This is a genomic window from Janthinobacterium sp. HH104 (assembly GCF_001758715.1).
Taxonomy (GTDB): domain Bacteria; phylum Pseudomonadota; class Gammaproteobacteria; order Burkholderiales; family Burkholderiaceae_D; genus Janthinobacterium; species Janthinobacterium aestuarii.
In genome coordinates, this window is the sequence record NZ_LRIB01000043.1 from 242,878 (window position 1) to 258,916 (window position 16,039).

Here is a 16,039-nt window from a genome sequence, read left to right on the forward strand (position 1 = left end):
GACCAGACCATGATTTTGCATGAAATGATTTCGTATGAAACCCTGCGCCTGATCTGGTGGCTGCTGATCGGCATCTTGCTGGTGGGCTTTGCCATCACGGACGGCTTCGACCTGGGCACGGGCATCTTGCTGCCGTTCGCCGGCAAGACGGACCTCGAGCGCCGCGTCATCATCAACAGTATCGGCCCCGTGTGGGAAGGCAACCAGGTGTGGCTGATCCTCGGCGGCGGCGCCATCTTTGCCGCCTGGCCGCAGCTGTACGCCGTCTCGTTCTCGGGCTTTTATCTGGCCATGTTCGTCATCCTCGTGGCGCTGATCGTGCGTCCCGTGGCGTTCAAGTTCCGCAGCAAGCGCGAAGATCCGCGCTGGCGCGCCCGCTGGGATGCGGCCCTGTTCGTGGGCGGCTTCGTGCCGGCCCTGATCTGCGGCGTGGCGATCGGCAACGTGCTGCAAGGCGTGCCGTTCCGTTTTTCGCCGGACATGCACATCTTCTATGACGGCAGTTTCTTTGCGCTGCTCAACCCGTTCGCGCTGCTATGCGGCCTCGTCTCGGTGGCCATGCTGGTGATGCACGGCGCCACCTGGCTGCAAGTGAAAACGGACGGTGCCGTGGCTGAACGCTCGCGCCGCTACGGCAGCGTGGCGGCAATCGCCACCGTCGTGCTGTATGCGCTGGCCGGCCTGGCCCTGTGGCTGTGGGTCGATGGCTACCGCGTCACCAGCGCCGTTGTCACCGATGGCCCGTCGAACCCGATGCTGAAAACGGCGCAGGTGCACGTGGGCGCCTGGTTCCTCAACTTTGCCACCCATCCGTGGACCTGGATCGCCCCTGCGCTGGGCTTGCTTGGGCCCTTGCTGGCGTTCGCCTTGCTGCGCGCGCGCCGCGAAGTGCCCGCCTTGCTGGCCAGCGCGGCCAGCATCGCCGGCATCATCCTCAGCGTGGGTGCGGCCATGTTTCCGTTTATCCTGCCATCGTCGATCGACCCGCGCGCCAGCCTGACGGTGTGGGATTCCTCGTCCAGCCACATGACCCTGTTCATCATGTTGGTCGTCACGGCCGTCTTCATTCCCCTCATCGTGGCGTACACGACGTGGGTGTATAAAGTGCTGTGGGGTAAGGTTGATGCAAAAGCCATCAACGACGACAGCGGTCACGCCTACTAAGAATTTACGAAAGGAATTAACTATGTGGTATTTCGCCTGGATACTGGGTCTGCCGCTGGCGGCGACCTTCGCCGTACTCAATGCGATGTGGTATGAAATCGCCGATGGCGACACGACGCCCGAGCAGTACCGCGACTAGTTCAACTGGCCGCAGTACGGACTGAACAGCCCCGCCCGGCGCAATGCCCGGCGGGGCTTTTTTGCTTTCTACAGCAAGATGAATTCGCCACGGATGCGCAGTTTCATGCCGCGCGGCGCGTCGGCACCCGCCGCCACGGCCCAGGCGGTAATCCAGCGTGCACAGCGTTCGCGCGCCGCCGCATCGGCCAGCGCCTCGTTCAGCCGCCGCAGGCGCGCATCGGCCCGGTCGATGCGCTGGGCCAGGTACAGGCGCTGGTCCATGGGATCCGTCTTTTTGCTGTAATGCTGCATGGCTTTCCCTTTCCGCGTGGTAACAAATAAGGTGATGGCATAGCCATCTACGCACGGGAGCGTCATTTGGATGTGGTGCAGGCATAAAAAACCACCATGGCGGTGGCTGGCGACGCTGGTGTCGTCGGCTTACGCCCTGCAGGCCAAGCCGACCTACTGGCGGGTGGATGGGTTGCTGGCGGTGGGGAGGTAGGTCGGATTAGCGGGGCCGCCGAGGCGCGCAAGCGCGTAATCCGACAATATTGTTGGCCGCGACGGTGGTGTCGTCGGCTTACGACCTACCGGCAGGTGGCTTGCTCGGCGGTTTGGGTGTTGCAATGGCAATCGGGTCGCTGGCCGGAAAGCTTTCCTTCAGCGCTTCATCGAGGATTTCCTCGGCGTGGCTTTCGCTGGCCGGCGTGGGTGAATCGCGCTCCGGTGGCGGGGCGGGTGCGGTGGCGGCGTTGGTGCTCGAATGCATGATGATCTCCTCGCGGTGGTGCGCCACGCTGCCGAGGTGGCCGTGGCGCGTGCTGCTGTTTCCAGCCTAGCACATCGTGCAGGAATGGCGCGCCGGATGCGCCTGCCGAAGCGATGGTGGCGGCGTCTGCTACACTGCGCTCCACTTTTATCGATGGAACCGCCATGACCTCCCTTCCTTTGCCATACCGCGCCACCGCACTTGAGGCCTGTGCCTGGCTGGCGCAACAGACAGGCACGCCTTGGAGCCTGGCGCGCTTGCTGGAGCAGGGCGGCTTGCCGTACGTCTGGCTCGATTACAGCGAAGCGTGGGCCGAGCTGTTCCATGACGGCGTGACGCGCTACGCGGCGCCCGTCGTGTTCATCGGCGACAAGCAGCATCTGGCTTCGGGCGCCGACGATGTGTGGCTGCGTTTTACGCGCGATTCAAGCAACATCGCCATCGAACTGAAGGCGCCGGGACTGCGCGTGCCGCTGGACGGCTTGCATTTCCAGGAGCGCGATCTGCTGCGTTTGCTCAAGGAATTGCAGCACCCGCAGCCGGCCGAAGCGGAAGCGGAGAAGGCGCCCGCCGTTCTGCCCAGCGCCCTGAAGGGTCTGGGGCGCGAGCAGATTCTGATTGCCTTTGCCGGTGTGGGCAAGGTTGACCTGGAACAGGGCCTGGCTAGTGGCGTCGGTATCTTTGGCGATGATGGCGCGCGCGTGCGCAAGAATTCGCGCGGCGGCAAGAACAGCCACCTGTGGCATCCGGTGACCCTGGCGTTCGGTTTGCACGACGTGCACCGCGTGCCGATGGCGCATCTGAAAAAGGCCTTCGCCACGCAACCGTTGCTGCGCGAATGGAAGGCCGACTGGCTGGAATCGCTGCGCTTGCTGGGCGAGTAACTAGACGAAGCTAGCCGGCCGCGCCGGCGTCTTGTTAAGCGGCATATGCCTTCCGGCCGTTTATTGGCTTTCCTCGATCCTGCCGCCGCACTGCGTATAGCAAGCTCTGTAATCGGAGTCGCATTGCCATGTCGATGCGCTGGATGAACAATATTGGCGTTTCTTCGCACATAGTTCGCGGTCCGCATCTGTTTTCGCTACGGCCAGGCAGATGGAAACGGTACTGGTGTTGCGCATTTCACAAGCCTGTGCCTGGCTCGCCGCGATCTGCTCTTTGCCGGCAATGCATATTTGCTGATTGGTCCCGCAACTCGTCACGCATTGACGGCCCGCATCCGAATCCGGAGGAATATAGCGATAGCTTGTGCAGCCGGCCAAGGTGATTGCGAAACAAATCGCAACAGCAAGGCGGAACAAGTAGAAATTGTGGATTTGCAAAGTGCGCATGGTCGAAAAGTGCTTTCCCGTGTCGATGAATTAGGTTGACTGCCCGATATATTGATATTCTGACAGGCGAGCTTTTCACCTACAACGCGCCGCAATAACTGTTACATTTTCGCGTTGATAGATTTACAGCTCGATGGGTGCCACTTCGGTGCCGATATCGGGCGCCGCGTAATGCATGCTGAAATACACGAAAGCGCCGATATTGATGGCGACCGTGATCCAGAACAGCACGCGGAATGAGCGCTTGCTGGACTTGTGGCGCAGCCATTGCTGGGCAAGCACGGCGCCGGGCCAGCCGCACAACAATCCCAGCAGCAGCAAGGTGCGCTCCGACGTGCGCCAGCGGCCTTCCTTGGCGGCGGACTTGTCGATTGCGTAGGCAACAAAGCAGCTCAGGCTCAGCACGCCATACACGAGGGCGATCAAGACGGGGATGTGGAAAAAGAACGTGGCCAGCAAATACAGAACGACAAAGAACAGGATGACAAGATAGGACATAGGATGTGTTGGCTTGAGCGGAGGGCGTGAGTATCCCACAAGGGACGCGATGCCGCAGCCTAAAACAGACAGCCTTGCGCCGTATCAACCTGCTTGGCGCGGCGGCGCGCGTGGCCCGTCTTCAGCGCTTCGCGGTCGCTGGACAGGGTGATGCCTTCCAGCGCCAACAAGGTTTCCTTGGCATGCAGGCCGCCCGCAAAGCCCGTCAACTCGCCCGTGGCGCCGATGACACGGTGGCAGGGGGCGATGATGGAAATGGGATTCTTGCCATTGGCGGCACCCACGGCGCGTACGGCGGCGGGGCGGCCGATCTGGCGCGCGATCTCGCCATAGCTGCGCGTCTGGCCGTACGGTATCGTCAGCAGCGCGCGCCACACTTCCTGCTGGAATGGCGTGCCGGCAAAGTCGAGCGGCACGTCGAATTGCTGGCGCGTGCCGGCGAAATATTCAGCCAGCTGGCGCGCCGTTTCCTGCAGCACGGCGCAACCGTCATCGACGCGCATGGCGCCCAGACGCACGCGGTTCGGCTTGTCGTTTTCCCACAGGATGGCGGTCAGGGCTTCCCCGCGCGCCACCAGGGTCAGCTCGCCCACGGGCGAGGGCACCACGATGCAGTCGTATTCCATGTTTGTTCCTCGGTCAGATGGCGCCAGTGTAGCAGGATGGCGGCATGCCGCATATTGCGTGTAGGATGGCGTTTTCGGCATGGAGCACAGGCTTTGACGACGATCCCCACTTATGACGATATCCGCGCGATTGCCCTGCGGTTGGTGCACGAACGCTATCCCTCGGCCGTGGCGGCCATCATCGGCGGCTCGTTCGCCACGGGCCGGCAAACGACCACTTCCGATATCGACTTGCTGCTGCTGTTCGACCACGTCGACTGCGCCTGGCGCGACACCCTCGTCGCCGAAGGGCGCACGGTGGAACTGTTCGGGCACGACATGGCCACGTTTACGTATTTTTGCAAGGAAATGGATGCGCCCGGCGGCAAGGTGCCGCTGGCGATGATGGTGGTCGAAGGGGAAAACATTGTCGCTGCCGGCGACGCCTACGCCCGGCTGCATGCGCTGGCGCACGCCATCGAGACGGCCGGACCGCCCGTGCTCGACGTGGAAAACCTGCAGCGCCGCCGCTATGCCATCACCACCGCGCTGGAAGACCTGGTCGACAGCACGCATCCGGGCGAGGCGCTGGCCGTCGCTTGCCAGCTGTACGAAGCGCTGGCCGACCTGCACTTGCGCGCGGCCGGCGAATGGAGCGGCGGCGGCAAGCATCTGTTCCGGCGCCTGCAAGCGTTCGATGCCGCCTTCGCGGCGCAGCTCGACGGTGCGCTGCGCCTGGTTGCCAGCGACTTGCCGGCCGGCCAGCGCGCCTTCGAGCAAGTCGCCGCCGCCGTGCTGGCGCCCGTGGGCGGTCCCTTGCTGGAAGGATTTACCCTGCCGGCGCCCGCGCACTGGCGTGCTTAAAACGCAGTGCGCACGGAGAGGCTGATGTTGCGCGGTTCGCCCCAGAACACGCCGTCAAAGAAGCCCACGTTGCGGTAGTACTTTTTGTCGAGCAAGTTATTCACGTTCAGTTGCACGCTGGCGTGCCGGTTGAGCGCGTAGCTGGCCATGGCGTTGACCAGCGCGTAGCCCGCTTGCGGGATATTTGTGATCGCGTTCGATGGCGGGCGGCCATACCACGATTCGCTGTAGGTGGCGCTCTGTGCCGTCATGCTGGCGCCCGCTCTCAAGCCGGCCAGCTTGCCGTCGAAACGGTAGCTGGTGGCCAGGCGCAGCAAATGGCGCGGCTGCGTGGTGGCGGCGCGGCGGCCATCGGCCTCGGCCGCGTGCAGATAGGTATAGCCGCCGCTCGCTTCCCAGGCGGGCGTGATCTGGCCGGCAACGTCGAACTCGACGCCCTTGGCCGTCACGCCCTTGCCGTTGGCCACCATGGCCTGGCCGCCGTCGGGCAGCAAGAAGCCGGGCGGCACCGTGCGGTCGAGTTCCGCCAGGTTCTTTTTCTTCGTGTGGAACAGGGCGGCCGATGCGTTCAGCTTGCCTTCATAGAATTCCCCCTTGATGCCCAGTTCCGCGTTGTCGCCCGTTTCCGGTGGCAAAAACTTGTCGTTGCGGTCCTTGCTCGATTGCGGGTTGAACAGCTGCGTGAAGCTGGCATAGGCCGAATATTGTTTGTTGATGTCGAACACGGCGCCCACATAGGGCGTCACTTCATTGCGCGTCTCGGAAAAGTCGCTATTGTCCGTGTGCACGCCCCGTGTATCGTAGTTGCGCGTATCGGTGCGGTAAGTGCTCGTGCGCGCGCCGATGATGACGTGCAGCGGATCGGCCAGGCTCAAACGCGTGGCGACATAGCCGCCTGCCAGACGCGTGACGGTTTCCGAGTGCGAACCGTCCGGATGGAAAACGGGGCGGGGAATGTTGCCCGTCCAGCTGCGGTAATCGGGAACGAAGGCCGGGTAATCGATGTCCGCCTCGCCACCCAGCGAACGGGCGCGCTGGTTGCCGCCGTTCCAGCCGACGATGGCCGTGTGCTTGCGTCCCAGCAAGGTGAACGGGCCGCTGGCGTACAGGTCGAAGTTGTCGTTGGTGGTCTTGCCCGGACCATAGGCGCCCGTCCACAGGAGCATGCCTGCGCCCGTGGTCGGGTCTGGATGGCCGCCACCCGCATAGGCGACGGTGGTGCGGTTCGTGCTTTCCGTGCGCGCGTAGCCCAGATGCATATTCCAGTTGCCGGGCAGACGCTGGTCCAGCGACGTGAACAGCGTGTGCTGCTTGTTGGCCCAGGTGCTCCATGGCGTCGTGAAACTGGTGTTGCGCGGCAAGTTCGCCAGGCTGCCATCCGCATTCCAGTAAGGCACGGCACCCCAGGTGGCGCCCGTGGGCTTGTTGTCCTGGAAGTCGACACCGGCCGTCAGCAGGGTGCCGGGGCGCAAGTCCGCCTCGACGATGACCATGCCGACCGTCTTGCGCTCGTGATACATGTCCAGGTAGGAATCGCGTTTTTGCCAGGCCAGGGCCGTGCGCGCCCGCACGCTGCCCTCCGCGTTCAGCGGCGTGGACAGGTCGGCTTCGAAGCGCTGGTCATCCCAGCGGCCCATGATCAGGCCGGCGCTGGCCTGGAACTCCTTCGTAGGCCGCTTGCGTATCATGTTGATGGTGGCCGACGGATCGCCCGTGCCGCCCATCAAGCCGGTGGCGCCGCGCACGACTTCGATGCGGTCGTACAAAATCGTGTCTTGCAGCGGCGCATTGCCGCCGCGCGCCATGCCGTCGATCTGGAGATTATTGATGCCGAAGCCGCGTGCATAAAACCGCGTGCGCTCCGTGTCGTTCTGGCCCACCTGGATACCCGTCGTCTGCGCCAGCGCCTGGTCCAGCCGCACGGCGCCCAGGTCGTCGAGCAACTGGCGCGTGATGACACTGACCGATTGCGGCGTTTCGCGCAAGGTCAGCTCCATGCGCGTGGCGCTATGTGCTTCGCCTGCCGTGTACGACTGCGTGCCTTCCGTCGTCGCCGTCGACTGGCCCAGTACGGTGACGGCCGGCATGGTGACGTCGGCCGCGGCCGCGGCCGCGGCCGCGTCGGCGGCCTGTGCCGGCAAAACCACGCCGGCGGCAAGGCTCAGCAAGCTGATGTGTAACAGATGGGGGCGCAAGGCGGGCTGGCGCGAAGAAGAGGAGACTGTCGTTGATTGCATCATTTTCCTGGAATATTTTTAGTCGTGAGTGTTCCTATCTCGTCTGGCGAGGTGCGCAGTAGCTGGGGGGATGGCGTGACGCTGGCCCGTGGTCTGGCTTGGATAGCAGTTCCACCGCAAGGCCCGGCGCGGACGGGCAGTGGAAAGGAAGGGCGCGCGATTCCCTTCAATTTCGTGAATAGGAATCATTATCAATATAGGTGGTATTTGCCAAATAATCAAGCGTGCGCACCAAAACTGTGCAGAAGCCCATGGCGGCGTAAGGTCTGGCCTTCTGCGATAATGCAGGCGCTGACAAATATTTTCCTCATTGAAAGAAATGCATGCGTACATGGATCGCTTGTGCCGGATGGTTGTGTGTCGTGTCGCTGGGCCAGGCCCAGGAACACGCGCCGCCGCCGGCAGTTCCCGTGCAGTTGCAGAGCGCCAGCGTGCCGCCCGCCGCCGATACCATGCCAGCACCTCTTGCGCCGGTCACGCCCGCCGCGCCAGCGGAAGAGGCGCTGCCACCGCAAACGGTGACGATCACGGCCAGCAGCGACGCCAAGGCGCCGCGCGTGCGCTTCACGGCTTACCGCGAAAGTTATCTGACGGCCAGGAAAGTGTGGCAAGTGTCGAGCGGCAGCGTGGTCATGGCCCTGCGCCTGATTCCTGCCAAGCTGAGCGCCACCATCGACGACGTGCGCGTAGCCTTGCAAGGCAATGGCGCGCCCATGCCGATCAAGGTGTCCGACGGCGGCGTGTTTGTCGTGCCGCTCAACGACGATATCGCTGCGCAAGATGGCACTTTCCTGGTGAACAAGGGCAGGGGCGAGCTGACGGCGAATATCGTTCTGCAGCCCGCCGTGGCGCGCGATGCGTGGAACGTCACGCGCGTGGGGCAAGTCTTGCACGACGCCCGGCGCGCCGTGCGGGCCATCACACCGTGGTACAAGCGGCCGTTCGCCAGCGATGTGCAATCGCTGGCCTTTTGCGCGGCCGAGCGGGGCAGTGCCTTGCAGTTGATGGATGGCGAGCAATTGATCGCCACCTTGCCCATGAACGAGCAGGCCGTCAACGACATCAACCAGCCCGTGTTTTGCAAGATTTTCGATGGCGAAGACAAATACCCGGGACACTACCGCGTGGTCATGCCCGAGCAGGCGACGGTGCTGCTGCTGTAGAGGCTAGTTGGGCTGACGCTGCACCAGTTCCAGCGCCGCCGCCAGGGCCAGGTCCATGGTGGCCTGGTGGAAGATCAGCCATTGCGGCAACAGCGACAGCGCATGGCGTCCCTGTTCCAGGTCGCCTTCATCGACGGCGGCCCAGGCATGGTGCAAGCCGCTGAGCACGCGCGCATGCTGTTCGCGGTGGTTGGCCAGCGAGGGAAAGGCGATTTGTTCCATCAAATCCTCCTCCTCGCGGAAATCGCGTTCGACGGCCGCAATCAGTTCGCGAAACGCCACGCTGAAATGCTGGTCGCCCAATTGCTGCAGCCGCGCCAGCTCCTGAAACAGCGCCTCATGCGCCTCGTCGATGACGGGAACACCCAGCGCCATCTCATCCTTCCAATGCGATTTACCCATGCCGATGCTCCCGGTTAAGTCCGTCGCGGTGCGAAGCGGACTGTTCCAGTGTGGGCGCAGCGAAGAGGGAAATCCATGACCTGGATCAAAAGTATGGTGAAGAGGGGGCGAGGAAAACAAAGCAAAAACAAATGGATGTAGGAACCAATTTCCCCTCCGTAATAAAGCGGTTTCAGCGATGCGTCTTATTGCCGAGGCCAATGGCTCCACATGGCATGCGCATCGACATTGGGCACCTGCAACTGCTGCCCGGCGGATAGCTGCATCGTATCCCTCAACACGAGGGGCGCAAGCATCAGGGCCGACAGGGCAAGGCAGGCCAGCACTTTGAGCGTCAACATGGTCGTCTCCCGGTGTCCCGGCGGCGGCGCGGGGATGCGGGGCCTGCCGGTCACTTCCATATGTACTACCATGCTTGCAGTTTAGTTCACCTGGTCGTAACTTCAACTTATTGCTGTGATGCACTGCACCAGTTCGCCTGCTCCCAGGGGCCTATTTGGCCTTGCGGCTGCGCCGTGGCTTGCTTGCGGGCGGCAGGAAGGAATCGAACCACACTTGCGTCAACTGCCGCGTATTTTTCGCCGCCTCGCGCTTGACGGCGGCCGTGGCGTGGCCGCGCGCCGTGTTGGCGATGCGGTTGGCGGCGCTCAGGTACATGCTCATCCAAGGGTTTTTCATGACTAGCCTCGCAGACAATGGGTGGGGATGTCTCCACTCTAGTCCGATGGCGGGCGCTGACCGTGCGCCTGCCCACATAGCCGGGCGGTACTGGCGATAGGCTGAGCCAGATCAATACACGTCGCGGCGGTAGCGCCCGGCCGCCAGCAGGGTGTCGAGGCCCTCCTGGCCCAGCACTTCTTGCAGTACAGCATCGATTCCTGTGGCCATGCCTTGCAGGCTGCCGCACACATAGACGATGGCGCCTTGCGCCAGCCACTCGCGCAGCTCGTCAGCGTTGGCGCGCAGGCGGTCCTGCACGTATTGCCGGGTTTCACCATCGCGCGAAAAGACCTTGTCCAGGCGCGCCAGGTGGCCAGTGTCTAGCCAGCCTTGCAACTCTTCACCGCAGACGCTGTCAAAAGCTTGCTGGCGCTCGCCGAACAGCAGCCAGTTGCGGGCCAGCCCCGCCCGCTGGCGCGCGCGCAGGTGGGCACGCAGGCCTGCCAGGCCGGAACCGTTGCCGATATAAATGCAGGGCACGTCGACCAGGGCGGGTGCGAAGGCGGGATTGGCTTGCAGGCGCAAGCGGATGGGGCTGCCCAGCGTGGCGAAACGGGTCAACCAGCCGGAAGCGAGGCCATGGCCCTGGTTTGCCTCGCCCGCATGGCGTTCCTGGCGCACCAGCAATTGCAGTTCACCATCGGATGGCAGCGAAGCGAGCGAATAGCTGCGGGGCGCGTGGTGCGCATTGTCCGCATCGCCCTCGCTGCCATCCGCGTTGCGGGCGATGATTTCCGCCAGCGCGCCCGCTTCCCAGCTGGCGCCGGCAGGGCCCGTCAAGGTGATTTCATGCAATTCGCCACCCAGGCTGCCCGGGTTGAGCAGCACGCGCCGCGCCAGGCGCCACTCGGCATACGACGCTTCTTCCTGTACGCCGATGGCGTCGATGGCGCTGCCGCTGCAGCGGGCCAGTGCTTGGGACCAGTCGGCCAGGGCGGCGGGGTCGTGCTTGTCCACTTCGATCAGCGGGAATAATGGATGGGCGCCCAGCGCTTGCAATTGCTGCGCCAGCGCATGGCCAAAGCCGCAGAAGGCGCTGTAATGGCGGTCGCCCAGGGCCAGCATGCCGAATTCCAGGCCCGCCAGCGGCGTGCCCGATGTTGCGTGCAGCAGGCGCGCGAAGCGGCGCGTGCCGTCCGGCGCCTCGCCTTCGCCAAAGGTGCTGGCGATGATCAGCGCCCGTTCGTACTGGCGCAATTGCGCAGGATCAAACCGGTCCAGCGACTGCACGTCGACGGCGACCCCGGCCTGCTGCAGGGCGCGCGCGCTTTCCAGGGCCAGGCGCTCGGCCTGTCCCGACTGGCTGGCGTAGGCGACGAGGGTGGGCAAGCCGGTATTTTTCTTGTCCGCTGCGCCGGCGCCCAGCATGGCGCGCTGCGCCTGGATTGCCCGTTTTGCCTTGCGGCGGCCCAGGTACAGCATCCAGCCCGTGATGGCGAACAGGGGCAGGCCCAGGCTGGCCAAAGTAACGATGATGCGGCCCGGCAAGCCGAAATACGTGCCCATGTGCAGCGGATAAATGATGTTGACGAGGCGTGCACCGAGCCCCTGCTGGCTGTAAGGTTCGTTTTCCGTGACCGTGCCGTCGGCCGGTGCAATGCTCATGCGGCTGCGCGCCCGCTCGTGCGGCGCATCGCTGGCCAGCCACGTGAATTGCACGGCTTCGCCGGCGCGCGTGGGTAGGCGCACGCTGGCCAGGGTCCAGCCGGCGGCGTGCTGCTGGAAGCTGGTCCAGGCCAGGCTGATGTCGACGGCGGGCGCCTTCTCCTTGCCGCCGCCTTTTTTCGCGGGCGCCTGTGCCATCCTTGGCGGCTTGCCGGCCCAGGCGTCGATATTGTCGCGCACCACGTCATAGCTCCAGTAAATGCCCGTCAAGGTCAGCGCCACGTAGACGACCAGGCACCAGGTACCGGCCACGGCGTGCAGATTCCACAAAAAGGAGCGGCCCTTCAGGGCGGGATCGAAGGTCAGCCATGTGCGCCAGTCCAGCGGACGGCGGGGCCAGCGCAGATACAGGCCGGACAATGCCAGACCCAGCAGGCACAGGGCCAGCGCACCCGCCACTTGCCGGCCCGGATCGCGCGGCAGCAGCAGCCAGCGGTGCAGCGATTCCGTCCACTCGAAAAATTCCGCACCCGCCAGCGCAGGCTGGGTCGCGCCCGTGTACGGATGCATATAGATGGACTCGCCGCGCCGCTGGCCGTTCTTCGGCGCGAAGAACAGCCGTGGCGCCGTGCCCGCTTGCGCATACATGGTGATCGATGCCACGCGCTGGCCGTGTTCGGCAGCGGCAATGTTGCTCAGCGGCGCCGGCGTCAGCGGCGCCCGCGTTTCCACGGGCACATGGCGCACGCCGGGGTTCATGACGTCAAGTAACTCATCCTTGAAGGCCAGGGTGGCGCCGCTCAGGCCAATGATCACGAGCACCGTGCCGGCAGTGATGCCGATAAACCAGTGCAATTGAAACCATATCTGCTTCCAGGTCCAGTGCCAGCGCCGTTGTTGCGGGGCCGCGCTTGGCTGACGCACTGCGGACAGGGCGTCGGTGCTGGCGCGCAGCTGGGGGAGGGAGGAAGTGGTCATGGCGGCTTTCGATAGCGCCGCCATGCAGTGCGTCAGGCATGGCGGGAAGAAGGAAGGCTGACATTTTAACGCAAACGAGAATCATTCGCAAATGATGGCAGCCTGTGTTCACGGGGCGGGGGGACATCCCCGTTTGCCTGATCGGGCGCCATAGGCGCTACAATAGGGATACTGTTCACTAGTTCCCATTGCTGCCATGATCACTTCCACACCGAATCTCGTCGTCACCCCGTCCGCCCACCCCTTGTCCGACGCCGAGCGCGCCGCACGCATGGTCAATCCCGCCTTTGGCCGCATCTTCACGGACCACATGGTGGTGATTCCTTACCGTGACGGCAAGTGGCAGCAGGGCGAACTGAAGGCTTACGGCCCGCTGATGCTGGACCCGTCCGCCTCGTCCCTGCACTACGGCCAGGCCATCTTCGAAGGCTACAAGGCGTTTGCCCAGCCGGACGGCAGCATCAAGACTTTCCGCCCAGAACAAAACGCCGAGCGCTTCAACCGCAGCGCCGCGCGCCTGGCCATGCCGGCCATTCCTGTCGAGCTGTTCCTGGAAGCGGGCGATGCGCTGATTGCGCAAGACCGCAACTGGGTGCCGAAAAACACGGGCGAGAGCCTGTACATGCGTCCGCTGATGATCGCCACCGACCCGTACCTGGGCGTGCGTCCATCGGAAGAATACTTGTTCGTACTGTTCGCCTCGCCAGCCGGCGCCTACTTCCCGAAAGGCGTGAAACCCGTTACCGTGTGGATCAGCGAAGACTTCGTGCGCGCCGCGCCGGGCGGCACCGGTGAAGCCAAGTGCGCGGGCAACTACGCGGCCAGCCTGATGGCCCAGTCGCAAGCGCAAGAGAAGGGCTGCGACCAGGTCGTGTGGCTGGACGCCGTGCACCGCGAGTTCATCGAAGAAATGGGCGGCATGAATTTGTTCTTCGTCTACAAGGATGGCGAAAAGATCACCGTCGTGACGCCGGAACTGACGGGCACCTTGTTGCCAGGCATTACCCGCCGCAGCCTGCTGGAAATGGCGAAAGACCTCGGCTATGCGACCGAAGAGCGTAAATTGTCCGTCCAGCAATGGCGCGATGACATCGCCTCGGGTCGCATGACGGAAGTGTTCGCCTGCGGCACGGCCGCCGTCATCACGCCGGTGGGCGTGGCCAAGGCCAACGGTTTTGAAATGACCATCAACAACAATGAAAACGGCGCCGTCACCCTGGCCCTGCGCGAAGCGCTGCTGGGCTTGCAGCATGGCACGGCGGCCGATACGCATGGCTGGATGCACAAGGTCTGCTGATCAGCTTGTTTGATTGATACCGCGCCGGCACCCAGTTGCCGGCGTTTTTATATCCTGAAGGAATATGATGAAAATTCACTCTGTCCTGCCCGCGCTGGCCGCCGTTTTCCTCAGCCTGTCCGCTGGCGCCGTCCATGCGGCCGATGCCAGCTGCGCCATTCCCCGCAACGTCAGTTACTACGATTACGACGTGAAGCCGTCGGACGAGAAAAACACCTGCTACAAGCAAAGCACGAACGTGCCCACCGATTACTTCATGCTGGCGCTGTCGTGGTCGCCAGGCTTTTGCGACAGCCAGCGCCGCCGTGGCGCCGTGTCGAAGAAGGCCGCTTTCCAGTGCGCCGAGAGCAACCAGTTCGGCTGGATCGTGCATGGGCTGTGGGCGCAGTCGAACAATCCTGCCACGTGCGAAGACATTTCCGTGACGCCGCCGCGCAAGACGGACATGCACCCGCGCTATTGCAAGGGCAATTTGCCGAAACTGGCGCCTTCCGACATCTTGCCCTACATGTGCATGCAGCCGGGCGAAGCCTTGCTGCAGGGTGAATGGGAAAAGCATGGCGCCTGCGATTTCGATACGGCGAAGGAATATTTCGAGAAGGAACGCGAACTGTTCCAGGCCTTGAAGTTGCCTGATTCCACCATGCCGAAAAACGAGCTGTTCCAGTGGATGAAGCAGCACAACCCACAGCTGAAAGGCCGCTGGCTTGGCTATGAAAAGCATTCGGGCGAGTTGCGCATCTGTTATTCGAAAGATTTCAAGGTCATCGACTGCCAGAAGTGATGGACCTTGCCTGCCCGGCAGAGTCCGCCCATCCATGCTAGTGTATTGCCCGGATCCGCAAGATGAACAGGTAGTGTATTTATGCAGCAGACTAGGCAGCGGCACACGCAAGCCGTCATGGTAGGCGAGGACGGCTTGCCGCCCGGCGCCCGTTTATGGGCCATGCTGGCGCTGGCCATCGGCGTGGGCATGGCCTCGCTCGATACGGCGATCGCCAATACGGCCTTGCCGGCCATCGCCAGCGAGCTGCACACGACGCCGGCCGCCTCCGTCTGGATCGTCAATGTCTATCAGCTGGCCATGGTGGCGACCTTGCTGCCGTTCTCCGCACTCGGTGAAATCGCCGGCTACCGGCGCGTGTTTATCTCCGGCATGTTTCTGTTTACCTTGGCCTCGCTCGCCTGCGCACTGGCCTGGTCCTTGCCGTCGCTCGTGGTGGCGCGGCTGTTCCAGGGTGTCGGCGCCAGCGCCATGATGAGCGTCAACACGGCGCTGCTGCGCGCCCTGTATCCGAAACATTTGCTGGGCCGCGCGTTTGGCAACAATGCGCTGGTGGTGGCCGTCGCGTTCGCCATCGGGCCCACGGCCGCGTCGCTGATCCTGGCGACGGCCTCGTGGCCGTGGCTGTTCGCCATCAATGTGCCGCTGGGCGTGGCCGGTTTTTTTCTCGCCAGCCGCATGCTGCCGGCCACCAGGTTGTCTGGCCACACGCTCGATGCGCGCACGGCGCTGTACAACGTGGGCGCCTTCGGTTTGCTGATCCTGTTGTTTGGCGATGCGGCCCATCACGCGGCCCTGTCGACCTTGCTGCCGGAACTGGTGGCCGTGGCGGTCTTCTTTGTCTTGCTGCTGCGCCGCCAGGCGGGGCACGCTGCACCGATGCTGCCGATTGATCTGTTCCGCCGTCCATTATTCCTGCTGTCGTCGCTGACGGCCATCTGCACGTTTGCCGCGCAGGGGCTGGCGTTTGTGTCTCTGCCATTCTATTTTGAAGTGACGCTGGGCCGTTCGCCCGTCGAGACGGGCTTCCTGATGACGCCATGGGCCGTGCTGGTGGCCGTGATGGCGCCTGTCGCCGGGCGCCTGAGCGACCGCTATTCGCCGGGCGTGCTGGGCGGCATTGGCCTGGCGGCGCTGGCTGGCGGCTTGCTGACCCTCGTGTGGATACCGGCGCACCCGAGCGTCTTTGACATCGGCTGGCGCATGGCCTTGTGCGGCATCGGCTTCGGCTTTTTCCAGGCGCCCAATCTGAAAGCCATCATGGGCAGCGCGCCGCCCGAGCGGGCCGGCGGCGCCAGCGGCGTGGTGGCCACCTCGCGCCTGATCGGGCAAGCCACGGGCGCGGCGCTGGTCGCGTATTGCTTCACGGTCTCGGCCAGCCGGGGCACGACGTATGCGCTGTGCCTGGCGGCAGGATTCGCCGCCATGGCCAGCATCGCCAGCTTCTCGCGCCTGGTGGTGGCGCAGCCGGCGTGGCTGACTGGCAAGGGCAGCTAAAC

Annotated in this window: 18 protein-coding genes; 8 read left to right on the forward strand and 10 right to left on the reverse strand. The window is 63.8% G+C overall.

Annotated features, from left to right (window positions below; translation table 11 throughout):
- Nucleotides 1–9 precede the first annotated feature (9 nt).
- A complete protein-coding gene (cydB, locus tag JAB6_RS20960) occupies nucleotides 10–1,164 on the forward strand; it encodes a cytochrome d ubiquinol oxidase subunit II (protein ID WP_070304361.1) in 1,155 nt (384 codons plus the stop codon).
- 22 nt (nucleotides 1,165–1,186) lie between these two features.
- The gene (cydX, locus tag JAB6_RS20965; protein WP_034757467.1) at nucleotides 1,187–1,303 is read left to right on the forward strand and encodes a cytochrome bd-I oxidase subunit CydX; all 117 of its coding nucleotides are present in this window, start codon (nucleotides 1,187–1,189) and stop codon (nucleotides 1,301–1,303) included.
- Between the two features lie 68 nt (nucleotides 1,304–1,371).
- On the opposite strand, the gene JAB6_RS20970 is transcribed toward cydX, so the two are convergent.
- Entirely contained in the window at nucleotides 1,372–1,596 is a 225-nt protein-coding gene (locus tag JAB6_RS20970) for a hypothetical protein (RefSeq protein WP_034757471.1), read from the reverse strand.
- Between the two features lie 271 nt (nucleotides 1,597–1,867).
- On the reverse strand, nucleotides 1,868–2,056 hold the full coding sequence (locus tag JAB6_RS20975; RefSeq protein ID WP_070304418.1) for a hypothetical protein: 189 nt from the start codon (nucleotides 2,054–2,056) through the stop codon (nucleotides 1,868–1,870).
- Between the two features lie 164 nt (nucleotides 2,057–2,220).
- Here JAB6_RS20975 and JAB6_RS20980 point away from each other — a divergent pair, with 164 nt between their 5' ends.
- Complete coding sequence (locus tag JAB6_RS20980; RefSeq protein ID WP_070304362.1) at nucleotides 2,221–2,940, forward strand: hypothetical protein; 720 nt, start codon at nucleotides 2,221–2,223, stop codon at nucleotides 2,938–2,940.
- A gap of 60 nt (nucleotides 2,941–3,000) precedes the next feature.
- On the opposite strand, the gene JAB6_RS29095 is transcribed toward JAB6_RS20980, so the two are convergent.
- The 3 genes from JAB6_RS29095 to JAB6_RS20990 all read right to left on the reverse strand — a co-directional run bounded on the left by JAB6_RS29095 (nucleotide 3,001) and on the right by JAB6_RS20990 (nucleotide 4,511).
- On the reverse strand, nucleotides 3,001–3,387 hold the full coding sequence (locus tag JAB6_RS29095; RefSeq protein ID WP_139143464.1) for a hypothetical protein: 387 nt from the start codon (nucleotides 3,385–3,387) through the stop codon (nucleotides 3,001–3,003).
- A 123-nt stretch (nucleotides 3,388–3,510) separates the two neighbouring features.
- On the reverse strand, nucleotides 3,511–3,885 hold the full coding sequence (locus tag JAB6_RS20985) for a DUF1294 domain-containing protein (protein ID WP_034757483.1): 375 nt from the start codon (nucleotides 3,883–3,885) through the stop codon (nucleotides 3,511–3,513).
- Between the two features lie 59 nt (nucleotides 3,886–3,944).
- Nucleotides 3,945–4,511, reverse strand: a complete 567-nt coding sequence (locus JAB6_RS20990; protein ID WP_070304363.1) for a methylated-DNA--[protein]-cysteine S-methyltransferase — start codon at nucleotides 4,509–4,511, stop codon at nucleotides 3,945–3,947.
- 93 nt (nucleotides 4,512–4,604) lie between these two features.
- Between JAB6_RS20990 and JAB6_RS20995 the strand changes: the two genes are divergently transcribed.
- A complete protein-coding gene (locus tag JAB6_RS20995) occupies nucleotides 4,605–5,354 on the forward strand; it encodes a nucleotidyltransferase domain-containing protein (RefSeq protein ID WP_070304364.1) in 750 nt (249 codons plus the stop codon).
- Here the strand turns inward: JAB6_RS20995 and JAB6_RS21000 are convergent.
- On the reverse strand, nucleotides 5,351–7,591 hold the full coding sequence (locus tag JAB6_RS21000) for a TonB-dependent siderophore receptor (protein WP_175444585.1): 2,241 nt from the start codon (nucleotides 7,589–7,591) through the stop codon (nucleotides 5,351–5,353). The two genes, JAB6_RS20995 and JAB6_RS21000, sit on opposite strands and share 4 nt — an antisense overlap.
- Before the next feature lie 323 nt (nucleotides 7,592–7,914).
- Between JAB6_RS21000 and JAB6_RS21005 the strand changes: the two genes are divergently transcribed.
- Nucleotides 7,915–8,754, forward strand: a complete 840-nt coding sequence (locus tag JAB6_RS21005) for a hypothetical protein (protein ID WP_139143466.1) — start codon at nucleotides 7,915–7,917, stop codon at nucleotides 8,752–8,754.
- A gap of 3 nt (nucleotides 8,755–8,757) precedes the next feature.
- Here the strand turns inward: JAB6_RS21005 and JAB6_RS21010 are convergent, their stop codons facing one another.
- From JAB6_RS21010 to JAB6_RS21020, 4 genes are all read right to left on the reverse strand, one after another.
- A complete protein-coding gene (locus JAB6_RS21010; protein ID WP_070304367.1) occupies nucleotides 8,758–9,156 on the reverse strand; it encodes a bacteriohemerythrin in 399 nt (132 codons plus the stop codon).
- A 185-nt stretch (nucleotides 9,157–9,341) separates the two neighbouring features.
- A complete protein-coding gene (locus JAB6_RS29410; protein ID WP_161781522.1) occupies nucleotides 9,342–9,497 on the reverse strand; it encodes a hypothetical protein in 156 nt (51 codons plus the stop codon).
- Between the two features lie 151 nt (nucleotides 9,498–9,648).
- On the reverse strand, nucleotides 9,649–9,834 hold the full coding sequence (locus JAB6_RS29100) for a hypothetical protein (protein WP_139143467.1): 186 nt from the start codon (nucleotides 9,832–9,834) through the stop codon (nucleotides 9,649–9,651).
- A 111-nt stretch (nucleotides 9,835–9,945) separates the two neighbouring features.
- Entirely contained in the window at nucleotides 9,946–12,459 is a 2,514-nt protein-coding gene (locus JAB6_RS21020) for a sulfite reductase flavoprotein subunit alpha (RefSeq protein WP_083292882.1), read from the reverse strand.
- Nucleotides 12,460–12,655: 196 nt separating this feature from the next.
- Between JAB6_RS21020 and JAB6_RS21025 the strand changes: the two genes are divergently transcribed.
- The 3 genes from JAB6_RS21025 (at nucleotide 12,656) to JAB6_RS21035 (ending at nucleotide 16,037) form a co-directional block, all read left to right on the forward strand.
- Nucleotides 12,656–13,756 carry a branched-chain amino acid aminotransferase gene (locus JAB6_RS21025; RefSeq protein WP_070304369.1) on the forward strand — a complete coding sequence of 367 codons (1,101 nt, stop codon included), beginning with the start codon at nucleotides 12,656–12,658 and terminating at the stop codon, nucleotides 13,754–13,756.
- A 67-nt stretch (nucleotides 13,757–13,823) separates the two neighbouring features.
- A complete protein-coding gene (locus JAB6_RS21030) occupies nucleotides 13,824–14,540 on the forward strand; it encodes a hypothetical protein (protein WP_070304370.1) in 717 nt (238 codons plus the stop codon).
- Nucleotides 14,541–14,621: 81 nt separating this feature from the next.
- Complete coding sequence (locus tag JAB6_RS21035; RefSeq protein WP_070304371.1) at nucleotides 14,622–16,037, forward strand: MFS transporter; 1,416 nt, start codon at nucleotides 14,622–14,624, stop codon at nucleotides 16,035–16,037.
- Nucleotides 16,038–16,039: the final 2 nt, after the last annotated feature.